Origin of the sequence: Flavivirga amylovorans, from assembly GCF_030540875.1 — a bacterium.
Lineage (GTDB): Bacteria > Bacteroidota > Bacteroidia > Flavobacteriales > Flavobacteriaceae > Flavivirga > Flavivirga amylovorans.
Genome location: NZ_JAUOEM010000002.1, coordinates 690,215 through 703,325 on the forward strand (window position 1 = coordinate 690,215; position 13,111 = coordinate 703,325).

At 32.9% G+C, this 13,111-nt stretch carries 12 protein-coding genes and 1 riboswitch; of the genes, 9 read left to right on the top strand and 3 right to left on the bottom strand.

Going from position 1 to position 13,111, the window contains the following annotated elements:
• Positions 1-20: 20 nt before the first annotated feature.
• The 6 genes from Q4Q39_RS08290 (at position 21) to Q4Q39_RS08315 (ending at position 5,824) form a co-directional block, all read left to right on the top strand.
• On the top strand, positions 21-959 hold the full coding sequence (locus Q4Q39_RS08290) for an N-acetylornithine carbamoyltransferase (RefSeq protein ID WP_303281941.1): 939 nt from the start codon (positions 21-23) through the stop codon (positions 957-959).
• Between the two features lie 183 nt (positions 960-1,142).
• Positions 1,143-1,919 carry an acetylglutamate kinase gene (argB, locus tag Q4Q39_RS08295; protein ID WP_303281942.1) on the top strand — a complete coding sequence of 259 codons (777 nt, stop codon included), beginning with the start codon at positions 1,143-1,145 and terminating at the stop codon, positions 1,917-1,919.
• Position 1,920: 1 nt separating this feature from the next.
• Positions 1,921-2,988, top strand: coding sequence for a M20 family metallo-hydrolase (locus Q4Q39_RS08300; RefSeq protein WP_303281943.1), 1,068 nt, complete (start codon positions 1,921-1,923; stop codon positions 2,986-2,988).
• 36 nt (positions 2,989-3,024) lie between these two features.
• Positions 3,025-4,299: an argininosuccinate lyase gene (gene argH / locus Q4Q39_RS08305; protein WP_303281944.1), complete on the top strand. Its 1,275-nt coding sequence runs from the start codon at positions 3,025-3,027 to the stop codon at positions 4,297-4,299.
• 146 nt (positions 4,300-4,445) lie between these two features.
• Entirely contained in the window at positions 4,446-5,312 is an 867-nt protein-coding gene (locus tag Q4Q39_RS08310; protein WP_303281945.1) for an alpha/beta hydrolase, read from the top strand.
• A 44-nt stretch (positions 5,313-5,356) separates the two neighbouring features.
• Positions 5,357-5,824 carry a type II secretion system protein GspG gene (locus tag Q4Q39_RS08315; RefSeq protein ID WP_303281946.1) on the top strand — a complete coding sequence of 156 codons (468 nt, stop codon included), beginning with the start codon at positions 5,357-5,359 and terminating at the stop codon, positions 5,822-5,824.
• Positions 5,825-5,827: 3 nt separating this feature from the next.
• Here Q4Q39_RS08315 and Q4Q39_RS08320 read toward each other — a convergent pair whose 3' ends face one another.
• Positions 5,828-6,208 (bottom strand): Fur family transcriptional regulator, encoded by a 381-nt coding sequence (locus tag Q4Q39_RS08320; protein WP_303281947.1) that lies wholly within the window; start codon positions 6,206-6,208, stop codon positions 5,828-5,830.
• 115 nt (positions 6,209-6,323) lie between these two features.
• On the opposite strand from Q4Q39_RS08320, the gene Q4Q39_RS08325 reads away from it, so the two are divergent.
• On the top strand, positions 6,324-7,229 hold the full coding sequence (locus Q4Q39_RS08325; RefSeq protein WP_303281948.1) for an NAD(P)/FAD-dependent oxidoreductase: 906 nt from the start codon (positions 6,324-6,326) through the stop codon (positions 7,227-7,229).
• A gap of 95 nt (positions 7,230-7,324) precedes the next feature.
• Here the strand turns inward: Q4Q39_RS08325 and leuB are convergent, their stop codons facing one another.
• A complete protein-coding gene (leuB, locus tag Q4Q39_RS08330) occupies positions 7,325-8,443 on the bottom strand; it encodes a 3-isopropylmalate dehydrogenase (protein ID WP_303281949.1) in 1,119 nt (372 codons plus the stop codon).
• 83 nt (positions 8,444-8,526) lie between these two features.
• Complete coding sequence (locus Q4Q39_RS08335; protein WP_303281950.1) at positions 8,527-9,705, bottom strand: 2-isopropylmalate synthase; 1,179 nt, start codon at positions 9,703-9,705, stop codon at positions 8,527-8,529.
• 148 nt (positions 9,706-9,853) lie between these two features.
• Here Q4Q39_RS08335 and Q4Q39_RS08340 point away from each other — a divergent pair, with 148 nt between their 5' ends.
• Together Q4Q39_RS08340 and Q4Q39_RS08345 are read left to right on the top strand one after the other, a co-directional pair.
• On the top strand, positions 9,854-11,404 hold the full coding sequence (locus Q4Q39_RS08340; RefSeq protein WP_303281951.1) for a hypothetical protein: 1,551 nt from the start codon (positions 9,854-9,856) through the stop codon (positions 11,402-11,404).
• A gap of 135 nt (positions 11,405-11,539) precedes the next feature.
• Positions 11,540-11,662, top strand: a riboswitch (SAM riboswitch).
• A 174-nt stretch (positions 11,663-11,836) separates the two neighbouring features.
• Positions 11,837-13,111 carry an O-acetylhomoserine aminocarboxypropyltransferase/cysteine synthase family protein gene (locus tag Q4Q39_RS08345; protein ID WP_303281952.1) on the top strand — a complete coding sequence of 425 codons (1,275 nt, stop codon included), beginning with the start codon at positions 11,837-11,839 and terminating at the stop codon, positions 13,109-13,111.

The following is a 13,111-nucleotide window of genomic DNA, read 5'->3' on the forward strand; positions in this document are numbered from 1 at the left end:
AAAACAACAACAATGAAACAATGAAACATTACACCTCCATACACGACATAGATGACATCGATTCGTGGATTGCCGAAGCAAAAGCTATAAAACAAGACCCTTTAAAACACTTAGCATTAGGAAAAGATAAAACCATCGGGTTATTATTCTTTAACTCTAGTTTACGTACCCGTTTAAGTACGCAAAAAGCAGCATTAAATTTAGGGATGAATCCAATTGTTATGAATGTATCTGGTGATGCTTGGGGTATCGAATTTGGAGATGGAACAGTGATGAACGGAACTACGGCAGAACATATAAAAGAAGCAGCAGCAGTAGTATCGCAATATTGTGATATTATTGCAGTAAGAGCATTTCCAACGTTGAAGGATAAAGAAAAAGATGAAAGCGAGCAGGTTTTAAAATCGTTTGTTAAATATGCGTCCGTTCCTATTGTGAACATGGAGAGTGCTACAGGACATCCATTACAAGGATTAACAGATGCGTTAACCATTTCAGAACACACTAAAGTTGCAAAACCAAAAGTCGTATTAAGTTGGGCACCACATGTTAAAACCTTACCTCATGCAGTAGCAAATAGCTTTACTCAAGCCATGCAAAAAATGGATGTTGAGTTTGTGATCACAAATCCAGAAGGTTACGATTTGGATCCTAAAATTACTGGGGATACTCCAATAATTCACAATCAAGAAGAAGCTTTTGCAAATGCCGATTTTGTATATACTAAAAACTGGAGTTCTTATGTCGATTATGGTAAGGTTTTAAGTGAAGATCCTAATTGGATGATAACCAAAGACAAAATTGGTGACGCTAAATTTATGCACTGCTTACCAGTAAGACGAAATGTAGTCGTAGAAGATGCTGTTTTAAATAGCGATAGTTCATTAGTGATTCAACAAGCTAATAACAGAACCTATGCAGCGCAATTAGTGCTTAAAAAATTATTGGAAAACTTGTAACAGATTATTCGGATTACGAATGTCACACTGAGCATTGCTGAAAATGAAAATATATTTTTATTGAAAGTAGCTTGCGAAACAAGTCGAAGTGTCTATATTTCGAGTCTTTCGACTCCGATCAAGGTAAATTAAAGTTGAAATGTCAGGTTGAGCGCAGTCGAAACCTAAATAAGATAAATTAAAATGGAAAAATTATCCATAGTAAAAATAGGAGGCAACATTATTGAAGACGAAACATCTTTAAAGGCCTTTTTAAAACTATTTTCTAATTTAGAAGGAAAGAAAATCTTAGTACATGGAGGCGGCAAACGTGCTACATTGGTGGCATCTAAATTAGGGATTGAATCTAAAATGATAAACGGCAGACGTATTACAGATGCCGAAACCTTAGAAGTCATCACAATGGTTTATGGCGGTCTGGTAAACAAAAATATTGTTGCTAAACTCCAGTCTTTAAATACCAATGCCATTGGGTTAACTGGTGCCGATATTAATAGTATAACCTCAGATAAAAGACCTGTAAAAGAAATCGATTTTGGATTTGTTGGAGACGTTAAACGAGTCGCTCACGAATCTATAGATAAATTAATTCAAGCCGATTTTGCGCCTGTTTTTTGTGCGATCACCCACGATGGTCATGGACAATTATTAAACACCAATGCAGATACTATTGCGTCTCAGGTAGCTGTAGGGATGAGCCATTTGTATGAAACATCTATTTATTATTGTTTTGAATTGAATGGTGTTTTAGAAGATATAAACAATAAGAATTCGGTAGTAAAACATATTAACTCAAAGACTTATAGGGAGTTATTAGAAAAAGGTATCATAGCTGATGGGATGTTACCGAAATTGGAAAATTGTTTTGATGCGTTAAATAACGGAGTAAGTACAATTAATATGGGAAACACATCCATGTTAACCAAAGAAAATGATAATTTTACAACCATAACTTTATAACATGACGCAACAAGAATTAACAAACGATGCCATATCACTTTTAAAAAAGTTGATAGAAACACAATCTTTTTCTTCAGAAGAAGATCAAACAGCATGGCATATAGAAGATTGGTTTAAGCGTTATGAAATCGATTATAAAAGGACGCAGAATAATGTTTGGGCCATTAATAAGTATTTTGATGAACGCAAACCAACATTATTGCTAAATTCCCATCATGACACCGTAAAACCAAACAGTGCTTATACTAAAGACCCATTTAAAGCCATTGTAGAAGATGGTAAATTATATGGTTTAGGAAGTAATGATGCAGGTGGATGTTTAGTGTCGTTAATTGCGACATTTACTCATTTCTATAATCAAGAAGATTTAAAATATAACCTAGTAATCGTCGCTTCGGCAGAAGAAGAAAGCAGTGGGCCAAACGGATTGAACAGTATGTTAGCTGTTATTCCAAAAATTGACGTAGCGATTGTAGGAGAGCCAACACTGATGAATTTAGCAGTAGCCGAAAAAGGTCTAGTCGTTTTTGATGCAGTTGTATCGGGAACACCAAGTCATGCAGCGCACCCTAACGATGATAATGTACTTTATAATGCTATTGACGTATTACAATGGTTTAAAGACTTTAAGTTTGAAAAAGGATCGGAAGCCTTAGGAGATGTAAAACTAACAGTAACGCAAATTAATGCAGGAAAGCAACACAATGCCGTACCAGCACATTTAGATTTAGTTGTTGATGTTCGTGTAAATGATGCTTACAGCAATGCTGAAATTGCAGAAATACTACAAGAACAGTCACCTTGTAAAAGCATTACACCTCGTAGCTTACGTTTAAATTCATCAAGCATTCCTATAGATCACGATTTGGTTAAAGCAGGTATTGCCATTGGTAGAACAACCTATGGCTCACCAACACTATCTGATCAGGCGGTATTATCCTGTCCATCGTTAAAATTAGGGCCAGGAGATAGCACACGTTCACATTCGGCAGATGAATTTATTTATGTGAATGAAATTGAGGAAGGTATTAAAATTTATGTTGAATTGTTGAATCGTGTAATCGTTTAAACAAATCAACCTAATAAACAAATAAACATTAAGGAAATGAAACTCTGGGATAAAGGCATATCAATCGATAAAAAAATAGAACAATTTACTGTTGGAAACGATAGAGAAATAGATATTCATATTGCGAAGTATGATGTTATTGCATCCAAAGCACATGCTAAAATGCTTCAAAAGATTGGCATTATAACTGTTGAAGAATTAGTTGAATTGTTAGGAGGTCTAAAGGTTTTAGAAAACCAGATTGAAAACGGTACGTTTGTTATTGACCCTCAATTTGAAGATGTACATTCTAAAATAGAATTCGAACTCACAAAATCGCTGGGTGAGGTTGGCAAAAAGATCCATACAGCGCGTTCTAGAAACGATCAAGTTTTAGTGGCTTTACACTTATATTATAAAGAGAATTTGGGTATAATAAAAGAAAAAACAAAATCCTTCTTTACCACACTTCTTGAATTAGCAGAAACCCATAAAGATAAAGTATTACCAGGGTATACGCATTTACAAGTGGCTATGCCATCATCTTTTGGATTATGGTTCTCTGCCTATGCAGAGTTAATGATAGACGATGTATACTTACTAAATGCTGCCATTCAAACAGTAGACCAAAATCCGTTAGGGTCGGCTGCAGGTTATGGTAGTTCATTCCCTATAGATAGAGAATTAACTACCAAAGAAATGGATTTTTCTACCTTAAAATATAATGTAGTTGCTGCCCAAATGAGTCGCGGGAAAAGCGAGCGAACCATCGCTGCCAGTTTAGGTAGTCTGTCTAATACCATGTCTCGTTTTGCTATGGACATCTGTTTGTATATGAGCCAGAATTTTGGTTTCATTTCTTTCCCAGATGAATTAACTACAGGGAGTAGTATCATGCCTCATAAAAAAAACCCCGATGTATTTGAATTAATTCGAGGAAAGTGTAATAAAATACAAGCTTTACAAAGCGAAATGATTTTAATAACCAATAATTTACCAAGTGGTTATCATAGAGATTTTCAGTTATTAAAAGAAAACATCATTGCAGCTTTTGAGGAAGTAAAAGATATTCTGGATATTTTTAATTATTCCATTCAACAAATCATTGTAAAAAATATAGATATTAATAGCGATCTGTACAAATACTTATTTACGGTAGATAATATAAACACCTTAGTTGTAGAGGGGCAAAGTTTTAGAGAAGCTTACCAGAAAATTGGTGGAGAAGTGCAAGACGGTACTTATGTTCCAGATACCTCTAAGCATCATACACATGTTGGTAGTATTCATAATTTAAGTTTAGATAAAATACGAGCTAAGTTTCCTGATTAATTTAATCATGCACGATACATGTTCAAGTAGTATATTATATCTTCTGTATAGAAAAACGTGTGTTAAATTTCCTGAATAAAGTATTATTGCAATTAATATTAAGTAAATTGGAATCTATTATATGAGTAAATAAAAAAATAGGTACAATGAAAAAAGGACTGGTATTTCTTGGCTTTTGTTTAATAGTCTCTTTCTCAAGTTTTGCACAAACAGGAAAGGTCTTCGATAAATTATCTCACACGAGTAAAATCTTAAAAGGAGATCGAAACTTTGCCATTTACCTACCGCCAGATTACGAAACGTCTCAAAGAGATTATCCTGTTTTATATTTATTGCACGGTGCTGGTGATGATCAAACAGGTTGGGTTCAATTTGGAGAAGTGCTGCATATTACAGATAAAGCCATAAAAGAAGGTAAAGCAACCCCTATGATTATCGTTATGCCTGATGCAAAAACGAAACGCTTAGGTTATTTTAATGACGCAAGAGGTGATTGGAATTACGAAGACTATTTTTTTGAAGAGTTTATGCCTTACGTGGAAACGACTTATCGTATAAAAAGAGAAAAACGATATAGGGCTGTTGCAGGATTATCTATGGGCGGTGGAGGCTCTTTTATGTATGCATTACATCACCCCGAATTATTTTCATCGGCATGTCCGTTAAGTGCTTATACGGGTCCATTAACTGTTGGTGAAGTAAAAAAAATGGCAAAACAGTATTATAATTTAGAAATCAGTGATACCGATGCAGAAAAATATTTCTCAACACATAGTGCGTTACCACTTATAGAGTCCATGACCAAAAAACAGGTTGAATCTGTAAAATGGTATATTGATTGTGGTGATGACGATTTTCTATACGAAGGAAATAGTCTCGTACATATTGCGCTTCGTAAAAAAGACGTACAACATGAATTTAGAATTAGAGATGGCGGGCATACCTGGACGTATTGGAGAGAATCACTTCCTGATGTTTTAGAATTTGTATCGAATACGTTTCATCAGAAATAGAAAGTATATTTAAATATCATAATAAATAACTGAGGAGTATTTGAGTGATTGAATTAATATTAGAAACTTTAGTAGATTTTGGCCTCATTCGTGAAGATTATAAACATCGAAAGCGGGTAAGTAAAAAAGAAAAAGAAGACGGAATTAAAAGACCGATCCAAAAGTATGTTTTTCAACCAAGTGCTTTGGTAATTATCAAACTTTTAATTGTTGTGAGTATCATTGCGTTTATATTTCTTAGTTATCAAAACGCATTTCTTTTTCCTAAAAGAACTAAAAAAGAAATTTCTCAAATAAGTGATCGAATAGAAAAATGGAATGAAAAATTCGAGCAGTACCCTAAAGAAATAGATGAACTAATTGGGAATGATCCAATGAAACAAAGCTGGATAAAAGATGCTTGGGGTCGACCTTATAATTATGTCATTAAAGGAAATGAAAAAGGTTTTTTGATAATATCTGCTGGTTATGACGGGCAATTTGAAACGGAGGATGATATTAAATCGGAATGAAAATTATGAGCAGTCACTACAATAACCAGATATTAACCCATTGAAAGTTTCTGAAGTATATCCCTTTGGTAAAGACACGTCAATTTCGTGTTTAAGACACTCCATTTTACCACATTTAAGACATTTGAAATGAAAATGATTATGCGTATGCTGCTTTTTTTCTTCATCGCAATTTAAGCAGAAGGCAAAATATTGCTTACCATCGTCACCAATAACTTTATGTACTATACCATCGTCGCTAAATCGGTTTAAAATACGATAAATGGTAGCTCTATCAACCTTTTTAGTTAATTTAGCTTGCAGCATATCATGGTTTAATGCTGATTTTGAATCTTTTAAAATTGTTAAAATTTCTTCCTGTGATTGTGTCTTTCTTCTCTTCATGATTTGTTAACGCGACAATATTGCAATAATATTATTTTTAGTATTTTTGTCAAAAATTATCGTAAAGTAAATTTTTTATGAGTCTCTACAAATTTAAAAACTTAAAGATAGAAAAATGACAAATAATAATTTTGACGTAATCATTATAGGTGGTAGTTATTCTGGTCTTTCAGCTGCTATGGCATTAGGTAGGTCTTTAAGACAGGTTTTAGTTATTGATAGTGGAAAACCTTGTAATAGACAAACACCTCACTCGCATAATTTTCTAACTCAAGATGGAGAAACACCAAAAAACATTTCAATAAAGGCAAGAGCGCAAGTTGAAAAATATGAGGCTGTAAAATTTTATGCTGGATTAGCAACAAGTGGGGTAAAGACTCTAGAAGGTTTTGAGATAACAACGGAATTCAATGACAAATTCATATCAAAGAAACTAATATTTGCTACAGGAGTTAAAGATATTATGCCAGACATAAAAGGCTTTTCAGAAAGCTGGGGCATTTCTGTTATTCATTGTCCTTATTGTCATGGGTATGAAGTAAGACATGAAAAAACTGGTATATTAGGAAATGGAGAGTATGGTTTTGAATTTTCTAAAATGATTAATAATTGGACAAAAGATCTGACGCTTTTTACCAATGGAAAATCAACCTTAACAGAAGAACAAACAGGGAAATTAAAAGCACATAACATAAAAATAGTAGAAGAAGAGATTGATAGTTTTGAGCAGACTAATGGACAAGTTGAGTATGTGATTTTTAAAAATAGGCATAAAAAACCAATACAAGCTATTTACGCAAGAGCTCCATTTGTTCAACACACAGATATCCCAAAAACATTAGGTTGCGAATTAACAGAGGAAGGATATATCTCAGTAGACCCTTTTCAAAGGACTACTGTTCAAGGTATATATGCTTGTGGTGATAATACAACATTTAAGCGTTCTGTGTCAAATGCAGTAGCCATGGGGACTTCTGCAGGAGCTATAGCCAATAAAGAAATCATTGATGAAGCGTTTTAAAGCGCTTTGAAATTTATATCATTAAAAAAGCACATCGGTTAGATGTGCTTTTCGTAAATCCCAATAATTTTAATTTTGGTGACTAACTCAAATAATTAAATGATTGTGGACTGTCCTAGATGTATGTTTGTAAAATTTAAATTAGTTTCTTCTGGGTTATTTATAAAATCTTCTATAAAATCACCAACCTTAGTGGTGGTTACATGATTGTATTTTGTGTTTAAATCCGGTGTTGTAATATGAAGTTTCAATGATTTATCGACACCTTCTCTAATTAAATCAGCTTCTTCATGTAATTCAAAATGATCTAATAACATAGCGGCCGATAAAATGGACGCAATTGGATTAGCAATTCCTTTATTAGCAGCTTTTGTATAAGCACCATGTATAGGTTCGAACATAGCATATTTGTCGCCAATAGATGCCGAAGCTAACAAACCTATAGAACCTACAATAACGCTGGCTTCTTCAGATAAGATGTCTCCAAACATGTTTTCAGTTAAAATAACATCAAACTGTCTTGGGTTAATTATAAGCTCCATGGCGGCGTTATCTATATATAGATAATCTACTTTTACATCAGGGTACGTTGGAGCTAATTCCTGAACTACTTTACGCCATAAGCGAGAACTTGCCAAAACATTAGCTTTATCTACCAGTGTTAGTTTTCGTTTTCTGGATTGAGCAGCTTTAAATGCGCGATGAGCAATGCGTTCTATCTCAAAACGGGTATACTCACAAATATCGGAAGCTGTATTACCGTCTTCACTTAGCTCTTTTTGTCCAAAATAGATGCCACTTGTAAGTTCTCGGTAAATAAGAATATTAGTATCCTTAATTTGTTTTATCTTTAATGAAGATTTATTTAGTAAATCGTCATAAGCTATAACAGGTCTTATATTTGTATATAAATCTAAGACTTTTCGAATCCCCAAAAGACCTTGTTCTGGTCGTATTTCAGCATTAGGATCTATATCGTATTTAGTCTCACCGATAGCACCAAATAAAACAGCATCCGCTTTTTCACAAATAGTTATGGTTTCTTCTGGTAAAGGATCTCCTGTTTTTTCTATAGCAGAAGCTCCTACTAATCCGGTTTCGAAAGTAAATATATGGTTAAACTCCATAGCGATAGCTTTCAATACCTTAACGGCTTGTTCTATAACTTCTGGACCTATACCATCGCCTGGCAAAACGGCAATATTTAGTTTCATTTATTTATTTTTAGTTCCCGTTTTTTGGGAATGACAAATTCAATAGTAACCTCAAAGTTACGCCTTTCGGAATTCTTTTTCAATTAAGCAGAAGTAATTATTTCATTATATACTTTGCTGCTTTCTATTATTTGATGGATATCACTATCATTAACTTCTTTCTTTTTGTCGGCAAAATTTAAGAAATTTACATAAATTTCATCCAACTGAAGTTTTGTTAATTCATATCCAATATTTTTTGCTCTATATGCTAAAGCGGCTCTACCACTTCTAGCTGTTAATACAATAGCAGATTCTGTAACACCAACATCTTTAGGATCAATAATTTCGTAAGTTTCACGATTTTTAATAACACCATCTTGATGAATTCCAGAACTATGAGCAAATGCATTAGCACCAACAATAGCCTTGTTAGGCTGTGTGTAAATACCCATACTATCCGAAACCAATTGACTAATACCGTAAAGCATTTCAGTTTGTATTCTAGTGTCTAGATCTAAATATGGATGCTGCTTTAAAATCATTACCACTTCCTCTAAAGCAGTATTTCCAGCACGTTCTCCAATACCATTAATAGTGCATTCAATTTGTCGTGCACCGTTAATAACACCTTCAATTGAGTTAGCAGTTGCTAAACCTAGGTCGTTATGACAATGGCATGATAAAATAGCATTATCTATACCTTTAACATTTTCCTTTAAGTATTTAATTTTTGCACCATATTCATGCGGTAAACAGTAACCAGTTGTATCCGGAATATTTAAAACGGTAGCTCCAGCTTTAATAACAGCTTCACAAACACGTGCTAAATATTCATTATCAGTTCTCCCAGCATCTTCAGCATAAAACTCTACATCTTCAACAAAAGATTTAGCATAACTAACTGCTTTTACAGCACGTTCAATAATAGCTTCTTGTGTAGATTTAAATTTAAATTTTATATGAGAATCTGATGTTCCAATACCAGTATGGATTCTTGGTGTTTTAGCATATTTTAATGCCTCAGCAGCTACTTTTATATCATTTTCAACAGATCGTGTTAACCCACAAACCGTTGCGTTTTTTACAATTTTAGAAATCGCCTCAACCGATTTAAAATCACCAGGACTTGATACAGGAAAGCCAGCTTCAATAATATCAACTCCTAAATTATCTAACTGTTCTGCGATAATTAATTTTTGTTCAGTATTTAATTTGCAGCCAGGGACTTGTTCGCCATCTCTTAGCGTAGTATCAAAAATTTGGACGTTATTATTAGACATTTATATAAATATATTTTCTTATTGTATTACGAATTTATATTTTGGTTTCCTAAAACGAGGATTAAAGCTTTCGTTTTTACGATGTTTAACCTACGTATTGTTTAATTAAAAAACTGTTAATCAACATGTTAGTGTTGTGTTTGCAACTATGACAAGAGAGCAAAAAGATAATTTGTTTGTTTTAATAAAGTCACTGTCTAAATCTGAAAAGAGACAGTTTAAACTTTATGTAGGACGTTTAGGTGTAAATGAAGATTCAAAATTTTTGACACTTTTTAATATTCTGGATAAACTTTCCGTTTACGATGAAGCTACCATTCTTAAAAAAGGAATCGTAAAAAAACAGCAGCTTTCTAATTTAAAGGCGCATTTGTATAAGCAAATTTTAATTAGTTTAAGATTAAATCCATCCCATCAAAATGTTAGAATTCAAATTCGGGAACAGTTAGATTTTGCGACTATTTTGTACCATAAAGGACTTTACAAACAAAGTTTGAAGATACTAGATAAAGCAAAAAGTTTAGCGATAGCTAACGAAGAAAAAAACATAGCTTATGAAATTGTTGAGTTAGAAAAAATAATCGAATCTCAATACATAACCAGAAGTCTTAATAACAGAGCAGACGAGCTATCTGTACAAGCAAAAGAACTAAGTCAGCAAAATGTAATAGCCAGTAAATTGTCTAATTTATCACTCCAACTATATGGTTTGTTTTTAAAAACAGGCTATATAAAAAATGATAAAGAAAATCAAAGAGTCACTAACTATTTTAATGACAGGTTACCAAAATATGATATTAATAAATTAGGTTTTAGAGAAAAACTTTGGTTATATAAAGCCCATTTATGGTATAGTTTTTTAACCTCAGATTTTTTAGCAAGCTACAAATACGCTTCTAAATGGGTGGATTTGTTTTATAAAAATAAGGATATGATTATTTTAAATCCTGTCTTTTTTTTAAAAGGAAACCACTATTTACTTGAAGCATTATTTTATTTAAGACAGTATGAAAAATTTAAGGAAGTACTTTTTAATTTAGAAGCTGTTACAAAAGAAAAATGGTTTCCAATAGATGATAATGTAGACGGATTAGCTTTTTTATATATTTATAATAATAAGTTTAATTTACATTTTATTGATGGAAGCTTTAAAGATGGATTACCTCTAATAGATGAAATATTAGAGCGGTTAAGAAATTATAAAGATCGCATTGACGAACACCATATTATGGTATTCTATTATAAAATTGCGAGCATGTATTTTGGGGTAGGAGAAAACAAAAAATGTATTTACTTTTTAGAAAAAATTATAAGTAATAAGTCCCTGCAAATGCGTGAAGACTTATTGTGTTTTTCAAGAATTTTAAATCTTGTGGCTCATTATGAAGCAGGTTTGGATTATAATCTTGATGTTTTAATAAGAAGTACTTATAAGTTTTTAATTAAAATGGAAGACTTGTATGAAGTACAAAAGGAGTTTATTAAATTTTTGAGAGGTTTAGGTGATATTTATCCTAATGAAGTGAAAGGGGAGTTTATTAAACTTCACAAGAAATTAAAGGAGTATGAAGATGACCCTTACCAAAGCCGTGCTTTCTTGTATTTAGATATTATTTCGTGGTTAGAATCTAAAATAGAAAACAGACCAATAGACCTGGTTATTAGAAATAAGTTTCTTGAGGGGAAGCGAGGTACTTAATCGTGAAAAATAACGTATTCGAAGAGTATATTTACTTACCTAAATAAAGTTTTTATAAAATTTTTCAAAAAAAATTAGGTTTTTAACTTTTTCTGAACGAATATTTGCATTCACAAAGTTCAATCACTTATTGAAATGTTATCAAGAAAGGCGGAGGGATTAGACCCTATGAAACCTTAGCAACCCTTTACACGTAAAGAAGGTGCTAAATTCTACCCCGTCCTGAACCCGTTTCAGGATTACACGGATAGATAACCAAATGAAATTACTTTCGGTAATTTTAATTTTCTTTTTAACATTTTTCTATATAAGTAAGCTATTCGTAGCATATTTGGCTTAATCATAAGGAATTTCTAAATATTTTTATTTAGACAACCTTTAAAAATGTCATTCTCGCATAAGCGGGAATCAATTAATTCAAAAATTAGAAAAATGAGTACTCAAAAATTAGCAACAAACGCACTACACGCAGGACATGATGTAACAGCAAACGCAGGTACAAGAGCAGTACCAATATATCAAACAACATCGTATGTTTTTAACGATTCAGATCATGCAGCAAACCTATTCGGATTAAAAGAATTAGGGTTTATATATACCAGACTGAATAACCCAACAAATCAGATTTTACAAGAACGTTTAGCTGCTGTAGAAGGTGGTATTGGAGCTGTTGTATTTGCTTCGGGAACGGCTGCTATTTCAACAGGATTATTAACCCTTTTAAAAGCGGGAGATCATATTGTAGCATCTAGTAGTTTGTATGGAGGAACTTATAATCTGTTAAGTGTAACATTACCTAGACTAGGGATTACTACAACATTTGTAGATGCTTCTAATCCAGAAAATTTTAAAGGCGCCATACAAGATAATACGAAAGCATTTTTTGTAGAATCTTTAGGGAATCCGAAATTAGATGTTTTGGATTTAGAAGCTATTGCTGTACATTCTAAAGCCGCAGGAGTCCCTTTTATTGTTGACAATACTGTAGCAACTCCAGCATTATTAAATCCATTAAAACATGGAGCTAATATTGTAATTCATTCGCTTACTAAATATATTGGAGGTCAAGGAACATCATTGGGAGGTGCTATTGTTGATGGAGGTACCTTTGATTGGACAAACGGAAAGTTTCCAGAATTTACAGAACCATCAGCCGGATATCATGGTCTAGTTTATAGTGAAGCTTTAGGAGCTGCAGCTTATACTTTTAAATTAATTTTAGAAGGATTAAGAGATTTTGGTGGCGCATTAAGTCCAACAAATGCGTTCAATATTATTCAAGGCTTAGAAACGCTACCAGTAAGAATAAAGCAACATAGTAAAAATGCTTTAGAGCTTGCAAAATGGTTAGAACAACAAGATGAGGTTGCTTGGGTAAATTATCCAGGTCTGGAAAGTAGTAAATACAAAGCTTTAGCCGATAAATATTTATCTGAAGGACAAAGTGGTATCGTTACTTTTGGAGCCAAAGGCGGGTATGATGCTGCCAAAACAATTGCAGATAAAACGAAACTATTTTCTTTATTAGCGAATATAGGTGATACAAAATCATTAATTATTCATCCGGCAAGTACAACCCATCAACAGTTAAGTGATGAGTCACAGGAATCCGCAGGGGTGACTAAAGATCTTATCAGATTATCGGTTGGTTTAGAAGATATAGAAGATTTAAAGACCGATTTAAAAGCTGCTTTTAGCGAGATTTAA

Excerpts from the sequence above, each read along its gene's own strand:
- Q4Q39_RS08290 (WP_303281941.1), top strand. The coding sequence starts at position 21 with ATGAAACATTACACCTCCATACACGACATAGATGACATCGATTCGTGG.
- argB (WP_303281942.1), top strand. The coding sequence starts at position 1,143 with ATGGAAAAATTATCCATAGTAAAAATAGGAGGCAACATTATTGAAGAC.
- Q4Q39_RS08300 (WP_303281943.1), top strand. The coding sequence starts at position 1,921 with ATGACGCAACAAGAATTAACAAACGATGCCATATCACTTTTAAAAAAG.
- argH (WP_303281944.1), top strand. The coding sequence starts at position 3,025 with ATGAAACTCTGGGATAAAGGCATATCAATCGATAAAAAAATAGAACAA.
- Q4Q39_RS08310 (WP_303281945.1), top strand. The coding sequence starts at position 4,446 with ATGAAAAAAGGACTGGTATTTCTTGGCTTTTGTTTAATAGTCTCTTTC.
- Q4Q39_RS08320 (WP_303281947.1), bottom strand. The coding sequence starts at position 6,208 with ATGAAGAGAAGAAAGACACAATCACAGGAAGAAATTTTAACAATTTTA.
- Q4Q39_RS08325 (WP_303281948.1), top strand. The coding sequence starts at position 6,324 with ATGACAAATAATAATTTTGACGTAATCATTATAGGTGGTAGTTATTCT.
- leuB (WP_303281949.1), bottom strand. The coding sequence starts at position 8,443 with ATGAAACTAAATATTGCCGTTTTGCCAGGCGATGGTATAGGTCCAGAA.
- Q4Q39_RS08335 (WP_303281950.1), bottom strand. The coding sequence starts at position 9,705 with ATGTCTAATAATAACGTCCAAATTTTTGATACTACGCTAAGAGATGGC.
- Q4Q39_RS08340 (WP_303281951.1), top strand. The coding sequence starts at position 9,854 with ATGACAAGAGAGCAAAAAGATAATTTGTTTGTTTTAATAAAGTCACTG.
- Q4Q39_RS08345 (WP_303281952.1), top strand. The coding sequence starts at position 11,837 with ATGAGTACTCAAAAATTAGCAACAAACGCACTACACGCAGGACATGAT.